Source organism: Streptomyces sp. NPDC086835 (assembly GCF_044745705.1).
Lineage (GTDB): Bacteria > Actinomycetota > Actinomycetes > Streptomycetales > Streptomycetaceae > Streptomyces.
On the sequence record NZ_JBIVAU010000004.1, the window covers coordinates 122491 to 140693 of the forward strand.

Here is an 18203-nt window from a genome sequence, read left to right on the forward strand (position 1 = left end):
TGGGAAATGTAGGCAAAATGACCGGCGGGTCCTGCTTATGCGGCGCGACGCGCCGCGTACTCACCGATCTCGAGCATCGGCGGGCGCTCCTCCGTGTCCACCGGGTGCGTCCGCGGCACGAACCCGTTCCCCACGCGCTCGAACTGCGTGATCGACGGGCGCACCAAATGCGGGCGGGATAGCCTCAGTTGGGCCGTCCGATAGATCGTCGCGGCCATTCTGCCGAGCGCCTGCCCGTCCTGGTGGCGGTGCTTGCGGGTGCCGACGTCGACCTGGGCCAGCGCGTCCAGGCCCACCAGGTTCAGCGAGTCGACCAGCAGGCCGAGCTCCACGCCGTACCCGACGGGGAAGCGCAGCCGCTCCAGCAGCGAGCGCCGTGCCGCGTACTCGCCGCCCAGCGGCTGCACGAACCCGGCGAGCTGCGGCCAGTGCAGGTTCAGCAGCGGCCTGGCCACCAGCTCGGTCACCCGGCCGCCCTGGGCCGGTGTGCCGTCGGGGCCGGGCGCGGCGCCCCCGCCCAGCGGGCGGTCGTACATGGCCTTGACGAACTGGACGTCGGGCTCGGTCAGCAGCGGGCCGACGATCCCGGAGACGAAGTCCGCGGAGAAGTCGCGCAGGTCCGCGTCGCAGAAGCAGACGATGTCACCCCCCGTCGCCATCAGCGACCGCCACAGCACCTCGCCCTTGCCGGCCACCGCGGGCAGGCCGGGCAGGATCGCGTCCCGGTGCACCACCCGGGCCCCGGCGGCCGCGGCCACCTCCGACGTGCGGTCGGTCGAGGCCGAGTCGATGACGACCAGCTCGTCGACGAGCGGGGTGTTCTCCATCAGCTCCCGGCGGATGATCGTGACGATCTCTCCGACCGTCGCTTCCTCGTTCAGCGCGGGGAGCACCACGCTGACGGTCGTGCCCTGCCTGACCTTGGCGGACATCAGCCTCTCGAGGGAGCGGTCGGACGCGGACCAGGAGCGCCGGCTCAGCCAGCGGGCCACCTCATCGAGCACTTCGCGTCTCCCTTGACAGTCGATCGACAGTCGGTCGTGTGATCCATCTCGCGGGTCGGACGACTATCTCGAGCGTCCGGGGCTTCGGTTACAGTCTTGAGCAACGCGAAGGACCCTCGCATCTCGGGGGGTCCCTGCACACAAACGCCCGGACCGCACGTCCGGAGCCATACCGCTCATCCAGAGGGGCAGAGGGAACGGCCCGTTGAAGCCCCGGCAACCCTCCTGCCGACCGCGAGGTCACGGTGGGGAAGGTGCCAATTCCGTCTCGTGGCGAAGTGCGTCACGAGGAAGATGAGGAGAAAGGGCCTCGCCATCATGGCTGCGCAGACCGTCGCAAGCACCAGCACCAGCACCTCCGCCACCGCGTCCACCTCCGTGGACCTCGGCCCCGCCGCCGCACTTTCGTGCCGCGAGTGCGGACAGCGTTTCGAACTCGGTCCCATCTTCGCCTGCGCCGAGTGTTTCGGGCCGCTCGAAGTCGCATACGACCTTCCGAGCGGCAGCCCCGAAGAGCTCCGGAAGCAGATCGAGGCGGGCCCGGCCAACATCTGGCGCTATGCCCCGCTGCTGCCCGTCCCGGCCGATGTGGCCGACAAGCCGAACCTGAACCCGGGCTGGACCAAGCTGGTCAAGGCCGACAACCTCGCCCGCGAACTGGGCGTCACCGGCGGCCTGTTCATCAAGGACGACTCCGGCAACCCGACGCACTCCTTCAAGGACCGGGTCGTCGCCCAGGCCCTCGAGGCCGCCCGCGCCTTCGGCTTCACCACCCTGTCCTGCTCCTCCACGGGCAACCTCGCGGGCGCGGTCGGCGCCGCCGCCGCGCGGGCCGGTTTCCGCTCCTGCGTCTTCATCCCGCACGACCTCGAGCAGGGCAAGGTCGTCATGGCCGCGGTCTACGGCGGCGAGCTCGTCGGCATCGAGGGCAACTACGACGACGTGAACCGCTTCTGCTCCGAGCTCATCGGCGACCCGCTGGGCGAGGGCTGGGGCTTCGTCAACGTCAACCTCCGCCCGTACTACGCGGAGGGCTCCAAGACCCTGGCGTACGAGATCTGCGAGCAGCTCGGCTGGCGGCTGCCGGACCAGCTGGTCGTCCCGATCGCCTCCGGCTCCCAGCTCACGAAGATCGACAAGGGTCTTCAGGAGCTGATCAAGCTCGGGCTCGTCGAGGACAAGCCGTACAAGATCTTCGGCGCCCAGGCCGAGGGCTGTTCGCCGGTGTCGACCGCCTTCAAGGCGGGCCACGACGTCGTGCGGCCCCAGAAGCCGAACACCATCGCCAAGTCCCTCGCCATCGGCAACCCGGCCGACGGTCCGTACGTGCTGGACATCGCGCGCCGCACGGGCGGAGCCGTCGAGGACGTCAACGACGAGCAGGTCGTCGACGCGATCAAGCTGCTGGCCCGCACCGAGGGCATCTTCGCCGAGACGGCCGGTGGCGTGACGGTGGGTGTGACGAAGAAGCTGATCGAGGCCGGCCTGCTCGACCCGGCGCTCACCACCGTCGTGCTCAACACCGGCGACGGTCTCAAGACCCTCGACGCCGTCGCGGAGACCTCGCAGGCGACCGCCGTCATCCGCCCGAGCCTGGACGCGTTCCGCGACGCGGGCCTGGCCGCCCACTGAGAACCTTGCTCCGCACTGCCACGCCGTACCCCGCCGAGAGGTGACGAACATGAGCGTCAACGTCCGCATCCCCACCATCCTCCGTACGTACACGGGCGGCCAGGCCGAGGTCCCGGCGGAGGGCGCGACCCTCGCCGAGGTCATCGCGGACCTGGAGAAGAACCACACGGGCATCGCCGCCCGCGTCCTGGACGACCAGGGCAAGCTGCGCCGGTTCGTCAACGTGTACGTGAACGACGACGACGTCCGTTTCGAGCAGGGCCTGGAGACGGCCACGCCGGACGGCGCGGGCGTGTCGATCATCCCCGCCGTCGCCGGCGGCTGACGGTAGCGGGGGAGCGGACGTCAAGCTTTCCCCAGGGATTTACCCGCAGTTACTGAAATTGCCCCCTCCGCGAGAGAAGCGGAGGGGGCAATTCTGCATGGTTGAGCGCGGTAGAGTTTGGGAAGCCCCCTTCGCCGGCCGCTCGAGAATGCCTTCAAGTTCCGCAAGAATGCGGCCAAACCATGCGATCGAATTGCCACTTAGGCGTTATTTGCCGGGCCCGACTTGCCCCGGAATTCCATGAATTGACACGGATCGGCCGTTCGGTCCTGCCCAGATTTCTCGTCCGATTGACCTGTTGCAGAGGGCAGTTGGGCAGATACATTCAGCCGCGGTCGACGCGTTCCGGCGCACACCCCTCCTGCTGGGGTGGAGATCTGACCCGGGTCCGCGAAGTGCGGTCCTGCGCAAGGGCCAGTAATAGGGGAGTTAGGCATGGCTCAGGGCACCGTCAAGTGGTTCAACGCGGAGAAGGGGTACGGCTTCATCGCGGTCGACGGTGGTGCGGATGTTTTCGTCCACTACAGCGCGATCCAGATGGACGGTTACCGCACCCTTGAAGAAGGTCAGCGAGTCGAATTCGAGATCTCGCAGGGCCAGAAGGGTCCGCAGGCGGACATGGTCAAGCTCGCCGTCTGATCCAACTGATCCAGGCGCGTTCGGCCACCGACGCACTCACGCATGAGGGGCTCGCCTCCCGGCCACCGGGAAGCGGGCCCCTCACGCGTGTCCGGTGCACCGCCGCTCACGCGTGTCCGGACACCTGTCCGGACACCGCCGCGGACCGCCCGCATCCTTCGAAGGCGCTTGCGCTCACCCGTCGCCCGACCGCCACCCCTCAAGGAGCCTTCTTCGAAGGCGCTTGCACTCTCAGGGGTCGAGTGCTAATCATTGGCGTTAGCACTCTCCCAGTGAGAGTGACAGAACTTGGATCGGGTCGGTGAGGCCCGCGAGCCGGGTGGGGCAAGGAACCACAAGGCACGCAGGCCGTCCGTCGCGGGCGCCGGATGCGATCCGAAGCAATCCACCCCAGTCCGGGAGGACCACTTCACATGGCCAAGATCATCGCGTTCGACGAGGAGGCACGGCGCGGTCTCGAGCGCGGGATGAACCAGCTCGCCGACGCCGTCAAGGTCACCCTTGGCCCCAAGGGTCGCAACGTCGTCCTCGAGAAGAAGTGGGGCGCCCCCACGATCACCAACGATGGTGTTTCCATCGCCAAGGAGATCGAGCTCGAGGACCCGTACGAGAAGATCGGCGCAGAGCTGGTCAAGGAAGTCGCCAAGAAGACGGACGACGTCGCCGGTGACGGTACGACCACCGCGACCGTTCTCGCCCAGGCGCTCGTCCGTGAGGGCCTGCGCAACGTGGCCGCCGGCGCCAACCCGATGGCCCTGAAGCGCGGCATCGAGAAGGCCGTCGAGGCCGTCTCCGGTGCCCTGCTCGAGCAGGCCAAGGACGTGGAGACCAAGGAGCAGATCGCCTCCACCGCCTCCATCTCCGCCGCTGACGTCCAGATCGGTGAGCTCATCGCCGAGGCCATGGACAAGGTCGGCAAGGAAGGCGTCATCACCGTCGAGGAGTCCCAGACCTTCGGTCTGGAGCTCGAGCTCACCGAGGGTATGCGCTTCGACAAGGGCTACATCTCGGCGTACTTCGCCACCGACATGGAGCGTATGGAGGCGTCCCTGGACGACCCGTACATCCTGATCGTCAACTCCAAGGTCGGCAACGTGAAGGACCTCCTTCCGCTGCTGGAGAAGGTCATGCAGTCCGGCAAGCCGCTGCTGATCATCGCCGAGGACGTCGAGGGTGAGGCCCTGTCGACCCTGGTCGTCAACAAGATCCGCGGCACGTTCAAGTCCGTCGCCGTCAAGGCCCCGGGCTTCGGCGACCGCCGCAAGGCCATGCTGAACGACATCGCCATCCTCACGGGCGGCACGGTCATCTCCGAGGAGGTCGGCCTCAAGCTCGAGAACGCCGGCCTGGACCTGCTGGGCCGCGCCCGCAAGGTCGTCATCACCAAGGACGAGACCACGATCGTCGACGGTGCCGGTGACAGCGACCAGGTCCAGGGTCGCGTCAACCAGATCCGTGCCGAGATCGAGAACAGCGACTCGGACTACGACCGCGAGAAGCTCCAGGAGCGCCTCGCGAAGCTGGCCGGCGGCGTGGCCGTCATCAAGGCCGGCGCCGCGACCGAGGTCGAGCTCAAGGAGCGCAAGCACCGCATCGAGGACGCCGTTCGCAACGCGAAGGCGGCCGTCGAGGAGGGCATCGTCGCCGGTGGTGGCGTGGCCCTGCTCCAGGCCTCCTCGGTCTTCGAGAAGCTCGAGCTCCAGGGCGACGAGGCGACCGGCGCCAACGCCGTGAAGCTCGCGCTGGAGGCCCCGCTCAAGCAGATCGCCGTCAACGGTGGTCTCGAGGGCGGCGTCATCGTCGAGAAGGTGCGCAACCTGCCCGTCGGCCACGGCCTGAACGCCGCGACCGGTGAGTACGTCGACATGATCGCCGAGGGCATCATCGACCCCGCGAAGGTGACCCGCTCTGCTCTGCAGAACGCGGCCTCCATCGCGGCGCTGTTCCTGACCACCGAGGCCGTCATCGCCGACAAGCCGGAGAAGGCCGCCGCGGCCGCTCCGGGCGGCATGCCGGGCGGTGACATGGACTTCTGATCCGCTCGCGGATCGGCAGACCGGTTTCACACCGAGGGCGGCACCCCTGCACGGGGGTGCCGCCCTCGGGCGTTCCCGGCCGCGCGCACCGGGCGGGACGCCCGCCCGCGAGCGGGTGCCTGCGCGCACCCGGAGTCCGCCCGCCTGGGGGTGACCGGCCTGTGCTGGTGGGGCAAACCCCCTGGTGGATACGGCAGTTGGTCCCGTGGGGCCGGGCGCGGAATTCCGGGAGGGTCGTGCCATGGCAATCACTCGAACGTTCCGGCTCCGGCCCGCCGTCACCGTCGCGCTGACGCTGCCCGCCCTCGCGACCACGCTGGTCGCCCTCCCCGCGCCGTCCGCAGAGGCGACCGGCCGGCCCGCATCGGCCGTCCGGTGGGGCCCGTGCCCCGGGACCGGACTCGACCCGCGCCAGGAGTGCGGGACCGTGTCCGTGCCGCTGGACCACGCCGAGCCGCGCGGGCCGCACATACAGCTCGCCGTGTCGCGGCTGCGCAGCGAGAGGCCCGAAGCCCGGCGCGGCACACTGCTGATCATCCCCGGCGGACCGGGCAATCCCGGTCTGCATGAGCCCTCCCGGCGGGGGAAGGCCCTGCCGCAGTCGGTGCGCGACGCGTACGACGTCGTCAGCTTCGACCCGCGCGGCGTCGGGCGGTCCGCACCCGTCAGCTGCGACCTCCCGCACGACGACCTCGCCATGGAGCGTCTGCGCCCCTGGCCGGCGCCCGACGGCTCCGTCGACCACAACTTCGCCGCCGGCCGGCGCCTCGCCGACGCCTGTGCCGAGAAGGGCGGCGAGGTCCTGCGCACCGTCAGCACCCGCAACGAGGCGCGCGACATCGACCGCATCCGCGAGGCGCTCGGCGAGCGGAAACTGTCCGCGTGGGGTGTCTCCTACGGCACCTACGCCGGCGCCGTCTATGCGCAGATGTTCCCCCACCGCACCGACCGCTGGGTCCTCGACAGCAACGACGACCCCGACCCGGACCGGGTGTCGCGGGGCTGGCTGGCGAACTACGCGGTGGGCGTCGAGGACGTCTTCCCCGACTTCGCCGCCTGGGCCGCCGACCCCGCCGACCCGGACCGGCTGGCGGGGTCGCCCAAGGAGGTACGGTCCGCTTTCCTCGCCCTCGCCGCGCGCCTGGACCGCGAGCCGATCCCCTGGCCGGGCGCCAACCCCGAGGAGCTGAACGGCAACGTGCTGCGTCAGACGCTGCTCGACAGCCTCTACTCGCCGAAGCGGTTCCCGGTCGTCGCCCGCCTGATCGCCGCTGCCCGCTCCGGGGCCGGGCTGCCGGCCCCGAACACGCCCCCGGACGAGGCCATGCAGAACACCGTGGCGGCGTCGGCCGCGACGCTCTGCAACGACGTGGACGCCTGGGGGGACGACCAGGCCTCCTACGAGAAGGACGTGGCCGACAGCCGTGAGCGCCATCCGCTCACGGCCGGCATGCCCGTCAACGTGATGCCATGCGCCTTCTGGGAGCTCGGCCCCACCGAGCGGCCCGTCCGCATCACGCCGCACGGCCCGTCCAACGTCCTGCTCGTCCAGAACGACCGTGACGTGGCGACCCCGCTCGCGGGCGCGAAGAAGATGCGGGCGGCCTTCGGGGACCGGGCGCGGATGGTCGTCGTCGACGCGGTCGGCCACGGTGCCTACGTGGACAACGGCAACGAGTGCGGCGACGCGACCGTGACCCGCTTCCTGCTCACCGGGGAGCGCCCGGCGCGGGACCGTTACTGCGCCTCCTGACCGGCCGGCGCGGGGGCCGGACGTGGCCGGCCCATCGCGGCGGCCACCAGCAGGTACGGCACGGCCAGCAGCGCGAAGACCGTGCCGTGGGAGGCGTGCGGCGACAGTGCCGCGTACGTGCCGTACGCCAGCAGCGAGGCGATGTTGGTGCCGAGGCCCGTCAGCGAGGTGATGGTCGCCCGGCTCCTGCCGGTGATCGTGGCCTGGAGGCGTGCGTCGGCCAGCACATCCGCGAGCTGGAAGACGAGGAACGCGACGGCGAGCAGGGCGAATCCGGCGGGCGTGCCCGACAGCGCGCCCGCCGCGAGCGCCACGGCCGCGGCCGCGACCAGCGCCCCGGTCGCGCGGACCGACAGCCGTTCGCCGGCCGTCACCAGCAGCGAGCCGAGCGTCACGCCCACCCACACCACCAGCACGAGCAGGGGGACGGTCTCCGTCGCGACGCCCGTGGCGGCGGCGAGCAGCGGCACGTACTCGTCCAGCACACCCCAGATCGACGTGATCACCACGGCGAGGACCATCGCCCGCCGGACGGGACGGCTGCCGCGCACCTCGGCCAGTCCGGAGCGCAACGTCGCGAGGTAGCCCGGCCGTTCGGTGGTGTCGTGGTGGGCGGCGCGGTGCTCGGGCAGCGTCGCGCCCGCCGCGGCGCACAGCAGGCAGGCGCCGATGCTCCCGGCCCACACCAGCGCGTCGCCGCCGAAGGCGAGCGCGGGCGCGGCAGCGGCCGTGGCCGCGGCCGTCGCGGCCATGCCGAAGGCGGCGGCTCTGCCCATGATCCGGCCGTAGCGGTCGGCCGCGCCGAGCCGTTCGAGTTCGTCATGGACAAGCGCTTCCATGGAACCGGAGCGCAGCGAGCCGCCGACGGCCCAGAGCGTGAAGCCCGCGGCGTAGGCCGCGTAGGAGGGGGTGAGCGCCCACAGCGCGAATCCGACGGCGGTCAGCAGCGGGCCGGCGACCAGCGTGACGCGGCGGGACACCGTGTCGGAGAAGACACCCGACGGCACTTCGACCAGCAGGCCGACGACGCACCAGATGGCGAAGAGGGAGGAGATCTCGGCGGTGGTCAGGCCGTGTTCGGCGAAGAGCAGGGCGTAGAGGGGGTAGAGGAGGACGAAGTCCTCAAGACCCGCGTAGGTGTAGAGCCTTCGCTCGAGGCGGCGGACACCGCGGACACGGGGGTCCGGCGGGCATGACGAAACGGTGAGCATGCGTGTGGTCCTTCTGCGGAACGAACGGGGGACGCCGGGTGCTCACCCGTGCGGCGGCCCGCGACAGCCCGTTCCAGGACCCGCTGCGGTGGATCAATGTCGTCGTCGGCTCATGCGGCCCAGTTTACGCCGGGGGCGGTCGTCGAGCGGGCTTTTTGGTTCCGGCCCGCCATGTACCTGGCTGTGCACGGCAGTTCGCTCACCTGGAATGATCGGCGGACCACTCCAGGAAGGGCGAAGGCGTGACATTCGGGGGACAGAATCCGTACCGGTGGACGGGGCAGCCGCAGCCAGGTGTGCCGCCGCAGCCCGGGCCGTATCCGGGGCAGGGACCGTATCCGGGACCGCCGCCCCGTCCTGGGCCGTACCCGTACCCGTACCCGTACCCTCCCTACGGTCCGCCCCCGTCGCTGTGGCAGCAGTTCCGTCAGGACGAATGGCCGCCGCTGGGCGAGGTGCTGCGGCATGTGCGCCGGATGCCCGGCTGCCTCTGGGTGATCGGCCTGCTCTGTGTGTGGCCGGCGCTGATGGTGCTGCTGGGCTACCCGCTGGCCAGGTCCGCCCGTCGTCAGGCGAGGCTGCGGTTCCCCGCGCACAGCTACCGGCGGTACCAGGACCCCGAGGTGTGGCGCGTGCAGAAGACCAGGGCCTGGGTCGCGCTGGTCGCGTCCTTCCTGATCCTCGCCGCCTACGGGACCGAGGCGGACTGGGCGGAGGTGCAGGACCAGTACCTTTTCCGGCTGGTCGTCACGCCGTGGCTGCTGCTCCTCACCGCTCCCGTGGTGATCCTCGTCCTCTTCCGGCTCGCGCCGCCGCACGCACGGCCCGGCATGCGGACCAGGCTGCGGCCCGCGGTCCGCTCGGTGCTCTGGTACTTCGGCGCCTTCACGGCCGTACCGCTGCTCTTCGCGGGCGTGATGCTCCTCAGCCGGACCTACGAGAGCAGCCGTCTCAGCCCGCTGATCACGCTCGCGCTGCTGCTGCCGGTGCTGTGGGTGCTGTTCTTCGTCGTCTTCGCGTCCACGACGGCGCTGCGTACCGCCTTCAACACGGCCGACGCGCATGCGGCTCTCCCCGCCCTGCTCACGGGCGTCCTGGTGTGGGAACTCGCGGCGATCAACCTGGCCATGGCCGGAGCGCCGCCGGGGCCGCCGGCCGTCCAGTTCTGCGCGGTCCTCGGCGGCCCGGCGTCGGTGACGGCGGTGGCGTGGTGGGAGATCACCCGCCTGCGCACCAGGTACGGGGTGACGCTGCGCGGCTGAGTCTTCGGCCCTTCAGTGGCGACTTCCGGCCAACTGCCAAAGGACCGGCGGCACGGGGGTGACTGCTGGGGAAGGGCCCTCCTGGGCAGTCGCGTATTTTGCGCGGACGGAAACCGGGGGAGCGACATGTCATCGACCAGAGGGCGTACGGGGCCGCGTGCGCTGGCCGCGTCCGTGCTGATGCTCGGGCTGTTACTGGGCACGGGCGGCGGCCTCGCGGAGGCGTCCGCCGAGGTGCAGACGCAGACGCCCGGCCACACCCGGAACCTCACGGCCGACGGGGGAAAGAAGGAGCGCAAGCCCGCTCCCTCCGGGAGATCGCTGACCCGGATCGAAGGCGACTGGTACAGCGACCCCTTGGGACACCGGTCCTACGTGCACGGGCAGTCGGTGTGGGGTCACCGGTCGCAGCTCGACGGCGGCAAGAACCCGCGTCGGATCGACGGGAGCCGGAACGTCGCGATCGGGTTCGTGGACATCACGGGTCTCGACGACGTGGACACCCGGGGCCTTGAGGTGGTGGAGACCGCCGCGTTGAAGCACGACGACCCGGCGCTGTACGAGCGGTTGCGCATGGACGAACGCCCCGGGATCGAGAAGTTTGCCGTAGTCCCGCACGCCAACGAGGCCTCGGCGAAAGCGCAAGGCAACCACTCCGAACTGAAGATCCTCGTTTGGGACCTGGCTTTCCTGAGCCAGGATGCGCGGAAACCGGTGCCCCAGGACCGGCTCTTCGTGATCTACAGCGACCGTTCGCCGTGCAGGCCTCAGTGCGCCGGCCGGATCCCGGCCAACACCGATGTCATCTACGCCGTCGTGGACGGCTTGGGCTCTTCCGACGAGATGAACGCGCTGATCGACGGCGCCAGGGCGCGAGCCAAAGCCGAAGAGACCGCCGTGGCCAGGGAAGTGGCGGCACAGAAGCAGCTGAGCAAGCAGCGCAGGGCGGCGGAGCGGCAGCGGATCGCGCAGAGCAGGAAGGAGAACCAGTTCTTCCGTAACCCCCGCGCCGCCGAACCGTGCGGCGACAGCCAGGCCCTCGGCTTCATCCCGCAGCTGACGACCGTGGCGGCGCCGGCCGCTGCGCGCAACGCACGACCGGCGGCCGACCCGTGCCCAGAGAGCGGCACCGCGGGCGGCACCGCGGACGGCCTGAGCCGAGCGCTGACGCAGCCCGTGCCCCAAGCGCCCGGCGGGATCGACTTCTCCTCCTTGCAACTGCGCCATCTCTCGGACCCCGGCGACGGCAGCGGTCTGCAGTACGCCTTCCAGGCGCCCCTCTCCGCCGACGGCGGCGGTTCTCCGGCGGCGGGCCTCGACGCCGCGGAGAGCAGCTCCGACGCGTTCTTCGTCTGGCTGTCCCTCGAACCGTCGGCGTTCTGGGTCAACCTCAACCCGGGCGAGCCGGACCGTATCGTCGACGAGCGGCTCGGCCGTACGGACGCCGGACGGGTCCTCCTCGAAGCCGATCTGCTGATGAAGAAGACGATCGGCAAGCTCATCCACCCCCACTCCGTACGGGGACGGAAGTTCTGGGACGGCATCCGCGGGGACTGCATGTCGTACCGGACGTGGATCCTTCCCGCGCCCGCGTCGATCCACCAGGACGGTGACAAGCTCTACATCCTCGACGCGCCCCTCGACGTCAGGATGGAGACCCAGTACCTGAAACAGCGGGGGGCGAACGCCACCGGTTCGTGCCCGAAGCAGGACAAGGCCACCGAGGACTACAACGAGCAGCACTTCCGCACTCTGGTCCTCACCGAGCTCAAGAAGGCCATCAACACCGCCCCCGAGTACGCCGAGCTGCGCCGCGTCTACCTCGCCCGGGTCGCCGCCGAGTGGTATCGCGACCTGAGCCGCAGCAAGGACACCACCTACGGTGACCTCATCGACACGGGCGACGTCGACGACTGGCCGCTCACCGGCGACTGGAAGCCCACCGACACCTTCGACCGGTTCGTCGAGTCGTACACGAAGGGCGAGTTCAAGGTCACCGACGAGACCACCGAAGGCGGGACCACCTATGTGCGCAGCTATGTCTACGGCGGCGTCGACTTCAGCAGGATTCCCGTCGCGAAGGTCTCCGGGGAGCGGTTCGCCGCGGACTTCGCGAGCCTGCCAGCGGAGGTCGACCGCTCTCTGAGCGAGCCGTCCGCCGACGGGCGCGGAGCGATCTGGCTCGGCGCGCCCACACCGCGTCAGGCAGCCGGCCATGACTCCGGCACCGACTCCGGTCCCGACTCCGGCTACGACTCCGAACCGCAGGTGCCCGCACAGCGTGGGGCCGCCGACCCCGGTTCACAGGAAGAGAGCCTGACCGCCGGTGGGTTGGCTCTGCGCGTGCTGCCGGTGGTGGTTGCCGCAGCGGCTTTGCTGCTCTGGTGGAGACGACGCCTTCTGAATGCCGCTGCCACGGCAAGGCTTCGGCGGAGAGCCGCTGTTCCCGTTGTACGGGACGGGTCGCGACGCGACCGGGGGCAGGACGACTTCTTCTGAGCAGCCCTGCTGGAAGCGCGCCGCGCCCGCATCCCTTTCGGTGGCGTGACAGTGCGGGCGGTCCCGACCCGTGGTCGCCCGCACTGCCCGCCAGGTTGCCTCCGGCGGGTCGACAGCAGCCGGCGCTTCAGCGCGGGCCGTCGTGCACGCTGTGCTGCTGGAGCTCGACCGCGAACCGTGCGGCGGTCGCGCGGTCCCGGCCGTCATGAAGCACGATCAAACCTTGGTGAGCGGCGGTTGCACAGTTCTGCGGATCGACTGCCGAGAGGGCCTGGTGCGCTCCGTGCGGGCGGCGAACGACCTCGTTCAAGGCCGGGGCAGCGGATCTGTCGCGGGGAGCGGTGTGCCCGTGGCCGGGGTGGACGTGGGGGCCGGGCGGGCCCGGCGGGTCCACAGCAGCGCGCCGAGCAGGAGGGCCGCGGCGCCCACCAGCCACGGCAGGGGGCCGACGGGAAGCGAACCGACGAGGAGACCGGCCAGCGCCCCGGTCAGCTGCAGCGCGAGGGACTTCACCGACAGGGCGGTCGCGCGGACCGTGCTCTCGATGCGGCGGTGAAGCAGGTCGTTCTGGTTCGGGCCGGCTGCGCCGTGGCCGAGGTGGACCAGGCCGTATCCGGTCGCGGCGAGGGCGACGGGCACGGGGCCGTCCCATGCGGCGGTCACGCCGAGCAGCAGCAGCCCGGTCGTGCCTACGCCGAGGGAGGCGAGAATCGCGCGCTCGCTGCTGCCCGTCAGCCGGGCCGCCAGTGGCGCGCACTGGCTGCCGATCGCGGCACACACGAAGCCGGCGCAGGCGAGCGCGGCGAAGAGCACGGCTCCGGACTCGGGTGCGCCGGTGAGCGTGGCGGCCCGCCCGGGCGTGAGGAGCTCGAGGGTGGCGAAGGACGCGCCGACCGTGGCCGCCGTCAGCAGGACCCTGCCGACCAGCGGCTCTGTGACGCCGAGCCGCAGTCCGCCCAGCATCGTCGCCGGGACCCCGCGCAGCACGCCGCGCAGTGTGACCGACGGGCGGGGTGGCTCCGGCAGGGCCGTCAGTACGTACGCGACATATGCGACGCAGACTGCGGCTCCGAGCAGCCCGGGCACGGACAGGGGCAGCACGAGCCCGCCGGTGGCGTCGGCGAGGTGAGCGCCGGGGTCGGTGCCGAGGTTGAGCATGAAGGGCAGGGCCCCACCGGTGAGCGTGCCGGCGGCCAGTGCTGCGGAGGAGGCGGTGTTGCCGCGGGCGAGGCCGGAGCGCAGTTCGGTGCCGGGGCCGGAGTGGGCCTGCACGGTGTCGACGTACCAGGCTTCCGCCGGGCCGCTGGACAGGGCGCGGCCCGTGCCCATCAACAACATGGCGACGGCGAGCGCCCAGAGGGTGGTACCGAGCGCCATCAGGGCCAGACCGGACAGGGTGAGCAGCCCGGAGGCGGCGAGGACGGCACGGCGGCCGATGACGTCGGACAGTCCGCCGGTCGGTAGTTCCAGCGCGGACACGGTGACCGAGTAGACGGCGAAGAGCCCGGCGACGGCGGTGAGCCCCACACGTTCGGTCAGGAGCAGGACCTGGGACGGTACGTAGAGGCCGACGGGGAGCCAGAAGAGGAACGAGACGGTGACGAAGCGGCGGCGGGCGGCGCGGGGGTCCAGCAGCTTCACGAGCGGTCCTCCGTGGCTGACGTCTTCTCCGTGCCGGCCTTGGTGCTGCCTGCTCCCGCGTTCGGCTCCGTGTCGCCGGCGTCGATGCCCGAGCCGAGTGCCAGCCCGCCCGTGAAGAGCACGACCTGCTCGGCGCGGGGGTCGCCCTCGTCGCGGGTGGCGAGCTCGCCCACGGTGCGTTCGAACGTCGCCCACAGCTCGGTGAGCGACTCCGGCGTGAGGCGGGCCACCAGGTCGGTGAAGCCGGACGGCTCCAGCCACTCCCCGCCGAGCCTGCCGGTGTCGAGGTCCTCCTGATGCCGGACCAGCGACCGTTCCAGATGGTCGAGCTGGGCCCGTCGGGCCACGTCGACGAACGCCCGCGCCTCTTGTGAGCCGGCCATCGCGGCGTTGCTCCAGCTGGTGACGTCGTGGACGGATTTCCAGCGCCGTTCCCGGCCGTCGCGGTGCTCCGCCTCCGCGATGAACGCGTACTTGGCCAGCACCCGCAGGTGGTAGCTGGTCGACGCGGACGACTCACCCGTCCTGACCGCGAGTTCGCTCGCGGTGGCCGGTCCCTCCATGCGCAGCAGGCCCAGCAGCCGGATCCGCAGGGGGTGGGTGAGTGCCTTGAGGGCGGCGGCGTCCTGGCGGGGATCGAGTACGCGGCGGCGGTGTGAGGGGTCATCGGTCACCGGGCGAGCGTAGATCGGACCGAGTGGTCAGCAAAATAGTTTTTGCAAAATTTCTTTGGCAATCTCCGTCCGTCCGGCGCGCCCGGAACACTCATGCGGCTCTCATGCGGGCCTTAACTCCCCATCACGCCGCGTCCATACCGTCACGCCATGTTCTTCACCTACCTCCGGCGTGAGCTCCGCCGCCGCAGAAAAGCGGCGCTCGTCGTCGCCTCGGGGCTCGCCCTCGGGATCGCGCTGGTCATCGTCGTCAACTCCGTGTCGTCCGGGATGAACCGCGCCCAGGACAAGGTCCTGGAATCGCTGTACGGGCTCGGCACCGACATGACCGTCACCAAGGCCGCGGAGCCGCCCGGCGAGGGCGAGACCGTGCGGCGGCCCCGCTTCCGGTTCGACGCCAAGGACGAGGGGGACGACGCCGAGCAGAGCAGCGACATCGTGATGGTCCAGGGGTTCGAGACCCTCGCCTCCTCGACCGTCGCCGAGGTCGCGCAGCAGGAAGGCGTCGCGGGCGCGGTCGGCGGACTGAGCGTCAACGTCATGAAGGTCAACGGCGAGTTCAAGCGCGGGGCGGTGCAGCAGAAGCCCGGCCAGGGCGGGCCGGGCGCGGGTGGCGGCGCCGTGCGCGGCGGCGGGGCCGACTTCGACGTCGACTCGTACACGGCGTACGGAACGGACGTCGCCCACCAGGAGCTCGGGCCCCTTACCTCCTCGACGATCACCTCCGGGCGGACCTTCAAGGAGAACGAGACCGACGCGCGGGTCGCCGTCCTCGACAGCGCCTACGCCAAGGAGAAGGACCTCGGCCCGGGCAAGAAACTCACCATCTCCGGCACCGACTTCGAGATCATCGGCATCGCGACCGCGGACAGCGGCGACGCCGCGGCCGACGTCTATCTGCCGCTGGCCCAGGCGCAGCGGCTCGCCGACGCCAAGGACAAGGTGACCACGGTCTACGTCCAGGCGACCGACTCGCAGAAGATCGACGGCGTCAAGGAGACCATCCAGAAGAACATCTCCGGCACGACCGTGACCACCTCCGCCGACCTCGCGGAGACGGTCTCCGGGTCGCTGTCCACGGCGTCCGACCTGGCGTCGGGCGTCGGCAAGTGGCTTTCCGTCCTGGTGCTGGCCGCGGCGTTCCTCGTCGCCGGACTGCTGACGTCCTCGGCGGTCAGCCGGCGCGTGCGGGAGTTCGGCACGCTCAAGGCGCTCGGCTGGCGCAGCGGCAGGGTGACGCGGCAGGTCGCCGGCGAGGCGCTCGTCAACGGGCTCGTCGGCGGCGCGCTCGGGATCGCCCTCGGACTCGCCGGCGCGTGGCTGATCACCACCTTCAGCCCGACCCTCACCGCTCAGCTCGGCGGTGGCGCCGGGGCGGGCGCGGCGGGCGGTGGCGGCGGTCTCCGGGTCGCCGGTCCCGGCGGTGGCGGACCCCTGCGGGACTCGGCCGACCGCGCCCTCGACATCGCGCTCACCGCGCCCGTGTCGCTCACCACGATCGGCCTCGCCGTGACCCTCGCCGTCGCCGGCGGCCTCGTCGCGGGCGGCTTCGGCGGCTGGCGGGCATCCCGGCTGCGGCCCGCCGACGCGCTGCGCCGCGTCGAGTGACCCGGCCGACACCCGGCCCCTTCTCTTCCACGTACAACAGGAGTTGACGATGTACCAGCTCAGTGGCGTCACCAAGCGCTACCGGCGCGGCAAGGACAGTGTGAACGCCCTCGACGGCGTCGACCTGACCATCGAGGACGGCGGCCGGCTCGTCATCCAGGGCCCCACGGGAGGCGGCAAGTCCACGCTGCTGCAGATGCTCGGGGGCCTCGACCGGCCGAGCGAGGGCAGCGTGGTCCTCGACGGGACGGATCTGGCGACCCTGCCGGAGGCGAGGCTGACGCGGGTGCGGGCGGAGAAGATCGGCTTCGTCTTCCAGAGCTTCAACCTGATTCCCACGCTGACCGCGCAGGAGAACGTCGAGACGGCGCTCGTGCCGCTGCCGGGTCTCAAGGCGCGCGAACGCAGGGAACGCGCCGGGGAGGCGCTGGCGTCCGTCGGGCTCGGAGAGCGGCTGCGGCACCTGCCCGGCGAGCTGTCCGGCGGGCAGCAGCAGCGGGTCGCGATCGCGCGTGCGCTGGTGAAACGGCCGGCGGTACTGCTCGCGGACGAGCCCACGGGGAACCTGGACGAGTCGATGCGCGACGAGATCATGGAGGTGCTGGAGGCGTTGTGGGAGGAGCACGCCTTCACGTTCGTGATGGTCACCCACGACTCGGCGCTGGCGCGCCGGACGAGGCGGATCGCGACGATCCGCAAGGGGCGGGTGACGGTGAAGGAACGAGCGGTCGACGCGGCGTAGCGCGAGGCGGGGGCGGGGCGGCCCGGTCGTCGGGGGTCTGTCCCGAGCCCCGCGCCTCAATCGCCGGCGGGCCTGGTGCGTGCCTCGGGCGTCGGCGGGGCTTGGTGGGCGGCCCGGGCGTCGGCGGGCTTGAGGGGCGGTCCGGTTCCGGCCGGGCGCGGGGGCAGGGGCTACTCGTCGTCATCGAGTTCGCGCACAACCCTGCGTTCGATCGCCTCCACCTCGAAGCGGGCCGTGGGGTCGTTGTCCCGCGCCCGGACCGCCGCTCGGACCAGCGACAGGTAGAAGAGGGCAGGGGCGCACGTTGTCCAGTTCTCCGCCGGTTCGTCGCGGAGGAAGCGCAGAACGCTCTCCGGGTCGGCCGGCACGAACGCGTGGCGGTCGTGTTCCCACTTGTCCTCGATGCCACGGCTCCACCGCGCCCTCAGCTCCTCCTCGGTCAGGTCGGCGAGGACCGCCCGGAAGAACGCCGCCCACTGGTTGTCGCGCACATCGAGGCCGAAGCCGAGGAGTTCGAGGTCGACCTCGTCGGACTCGTACACGGCCAGTTCCTCGCGCATCGCCCGGCGGGCCACGGCGTGCAGGCTGACGCTCCCGTCGGGAGACAGGTCGTGGTTGCGGGCCAGGCCCTCGTTCGCGGACGAGTTCCACTTCGACTTGTTGTGTCCCGCCACCCGGGAACTGCGGTGGGAGATGACCATCTTCTTGTCCTTGCCCGTCTCCACCGCGACGTTCACGCCGAAGCTGCAGAACATGAACGGCTCCGCCTCCAGCGGGTCCTTGCCGTCGATGTACTGCTCGCGGAGCGTCTGCCCGTCGCTCTTCATGCGGTCGAGATTGATGGAGGTGGTCAGGAAGTCGTAGTAGTCCGCGTCGCGCAGCGTGAGCGTCGCGACCGGCTCCTCCGCGGTGTGGGTGCGGGAGACGGTCAGGCGTTCCACGGCGAAGCGCGGGTTGTTCCAGCGATGCGGTTCCCCGGCCGCCTCCTTGGCGGCTTGTTCCTCCTCGATCTCCCGCCGCCAGCGGCCGATCTCCTCCGGGAAGCGGACGCGCCCGGGAACGTACTTCACCCGCATGTTCTCCTCGGCGATCGGCCGTGTCCCGTCACCTTCGTAGACATGGCAGTCGGTCTGGCGTCCGACCACGGTGAAACGGTCCCTCGGAGTCATCAATTCAC

The 18203-nt window shown here is 70.8% G+C and carries 14 protein-coding genes and 1 riboswitch; of the genes, 9 read left to right on the forward strand and 5 right to left on the reverse strand.

Going from position 1 to position 18203, the window contains the following annotated elements:
• Positions 1 to 35: 35 nt before the first annotated feature.
• Positions 36 to 1004, reverse strand: coding sequence for a glucosyl-3-phosphoglycerate synthase (locus tag ACIPJI_RS15735; protein ID WP_356618850.1), 969 nt, complete (start codon positions 1002 to 1004; stop codon positions 36 to 38).
• Positions 1005 to 1177: 173 nt separating this feature from the next.
• A riboswitch (SAM riboswitch) is annotated at positions 1178 to 1305 on the forward strand.
• Positions 1306 to 1322: 17 nt separating this feature from the next.
• Here ACIPJI_RS15735 and thrC point away from each other — a divergent pair.
• The 5 genes from thrC (at position 1323) to ACIPJI_RS15760 (ending at position 7389) form a co-directional block, all read left to right on the forward strand.
• Positions 1323 to 2636, forward strand: coding sequence for a threonine synthase (thrC, locus tag ACIPJI_RS15740; protein ID WP_402246736.1), 1314 nt, complete (start codon positions 1323 to 1325; stop codon positions 2634 to 2636).
• A 49-nt stretch (positions 2637 to 2685) separates the two neighbouring features.
• Positions 2686 to 2961: a MoaD/ThiS family protein gene (locus ACIPJI_RS15745; protein ID WP_018847107.1), complete on the forward strand. Its 276-nt coding sequence runs from the start codon at positions 2686 to 2688 to the stop codon at positions 2959 to 2961.
• Between the two features lie 435 nt (positions 2962 to 3396).
• Entirely contained in the window at positions 3397 to 3600 is a 204-nt protein-coding gene (locus ACIPJI_RS15750; protein ID WP_005315736.1) for a cold-shock protein, read from the forward strand.
• A 413-nt stretch (positions 3601 to 4013) separates the two neighbouring features.
• The gene (groL, locus tag ACIPJI_RS15755) at positions 4014 to 5636 is read left to right on the forward strand and encodes a chaperonin GroEL (protein WP_005315739.1); all 1623 of its coding nucleotides are present in this window, start codon (positions 4014 to 4016) and stop codon (positions 5634 to 5636) included.
• Between the two features lie 241 nt (positions 5637 to 5877).
• Positions 5878 to 7389: an alpha/beta hydrolase gene (locus ACIPJI_RS15760; RefSeq protein ID WP_356618847.1), complete on the forward strand. Its 1512-nt coding sequence runs from the start codon at positions 5878 to 5880 to the stop codon at positions 7387 to 7389.
• On the opposite strand, the gene ACIPJI_RS15765 is transcribed toward ACIPJI_RS15760, so the two are convergent.
• On the reverse strand, positions 7374 to 8600 hold the full coding sequence (locus ACIPJI_RS15765; protein ID WP_402246738.1) for an MFS transporter: 1227 nt from the start codon (positions 8598 to 8600) through the stop codon (positions 7374 to 7376). The two genes, ACIPJI_RS15760 and ACIPJI_RS15765, sit on opposite strands and share 16 nt — an antisense overlap.
• A 242-nt stretch (positions 8601 to 8842) precedes the next feature.
• Here ACIPJI_RS15765 and ACIPJI_RS15770 point away from each other — a divergent pair, with 242 nt between their 5' ends.
• Complete coding sequence (locus ACIPJI_RS15770) at positions 8843 to 9862, forward strand: hypothetical protein (protein WP_402246740.1); 1020 nt, start codon at positions 8843 to 8845, stop codon at positions 9860 to 9862.
• 126 nt (positions 9863 to 9988) lie between these two features.
• Positions 9989 to 12361, forward strand: coding sequence for a hypothetical protein (locus tag ACIPJI_RS15775; RefSeq protein ID WP_402246742.1), 2373 nt, complete (start codon positions 9989 to 9991; stop codon positions 12359 to 12361).
• A gap of 306 nt (positions 12362 to 12667) precedes the next feature.
• Here ACIPJI_RS15775 and ACIPJI_RS15780 read toward each other — a convergent pair whose 3' ends face one another.
• Together ACIPJI_RS15780 and ACIPJI_RS15785 are read right to left on the reverse strand one after the other, a co-directional pair.
• Entirely contained in the window at positions 12668 to 14002 is a 1335-nt protein-coding gene (locus ACIPJI_RS15780) for an MFS transporter (RefSeq protein WP_402246743.1), read from the reverse strand.
• Positions 13999 to 14676, reverse strand: a complete 678-nt coding sequence (locus ACIPJI_RS15785; RefSeq protein ID WP_402246745.1) for a helix-turn-helix domain-containing protein — start codon at positions 14674 to 14676, stop codon at positions 13999 to 14001. Before ACIPJI_RS15785 ends, ACIPJI_RS15780 begins: the two co-directional genes overlap by 4 nt.
• Before the next feature lie 150 nt (positions 14677 to 14826).
• On the opposite strand from ACIPJI_RS15785, the gene ACIPJI_RS15790 reads away from it, so the two are divergent.
• Both ACIPJI_RS15790 and ACIPJI_RS15795 read left to right on the forward strand, forming a co-directional pair.
• On the forward strand, positions 14827 to 16284 hold the full coding sequence (locus ACIPJI_RS15790) for an ABC transporter permease (RefSeq protein WP_402246747.1): 1458 nt from the start codon (positions 14827 to 14829) through the stop codon (positions 16282 to 16284).
• A gap of 49 nt (positions 16285 to 16333) precedes the next feature.
• Positions 16334 to 17026, forward strand: coding sequence for an ABC transporter ATP-binding protein (locus tag ACIPJI_RS15795; protein WP_307707088.1), 693 nt, complete (start codon positions 16334 to 16336; stop codon positions 17024 to 17026).
• Between the two features lie 170 nt (positions 17027 to 17196).
• Here ACIPJI_RS15795 and ACIPJI_RS15800 read toward each other — a convergent pair whose 3' ends face one another.
• Positions 17197 to 18195, reverse strand: coding sequence for a translation initiation factor 2 (locus ACIPJI_RS15800; RefSeq protein WP_356618833.1), 999 nt, complete (start codon positions 18193 to 18195; stop codon positions 17197 to 17199).
• Positions 18196 to 18203 lie beyond the last annotated feature (8 nt).

Bases quoted from the DNA above. Each gene is read 5' to 3' on its own strand.
- ACIPJI_RS15765 (WP_402246738.1), bottom strand. From the start codon at position 8,600: ATGCTCACCGTTTCGTCATGCCCGCCGGACCCCCGTGTCCGCGGTGTC.
- ACIPJI_RS15760 (WP_356618847.1), top strand. From the start codon at position 5,878: ATGGCAATCACTCGAACGTTCCGGCTCCGGCCCGCCGTCACCGTCGCG.
- ACIPJI_RS15775 (WP_402246742.1), top strand. From the start codon at position 9,989: ATGTCATCGACCAGAGGGCGTACGGGGCCGCGTGCGCTGGCCGCGTCC.
- ACIPJI_RS15745 (WP_018847107.1), top strand. From the start codon at position 2,686: ATGAGCGTCAACGTCCGCATCCCCACCATCCTCCGTACGTACACGGGC.
- ACIPJI_RS15790 (WP_402246747.1), top strand. From the start codon at position 14,827: ATGTTCTTCACCTACCTCCGGCGTGAGCTCCGCCGCCGCAGAAAAGCG.
- thrC (WP_402246736.1), top strand. From the start codon at position 1,323: ATGGCTGCGCAGACCGTCGCAAGCACCAGCACCAGCACCTCCGCCACC.
- ACIPJI_RS15750 (WP_005315736.1), top strand. From the start codon at position 3,397: ATGGCTCAGGGCACCGTCAAGTGGTTCAACGCGGAGAAGGGGTACGGC.
- groL (WP_005315739.1), top strand. From the start codon at position 4,014: ATGGCCAAGATCATCGCGTTCGACGAGGAGGCACGGCGCGGTCTCGAG.
- ACIPJI_RS15800 (WP_356618833.1), bottom strand. From the start codon at position 18,195: ATGACTCCGAGGGACCGTTTCACCGTGGTCGGACGCCAGACCGACTGC.
- ACIPJI_RS15795 (WP_307707088.1), top strand. From the start codon at position 16,334: ATGTACCAGCTCAGTGGCGTCACCAAGCGCTACCGGCGCGGCAAGGAC.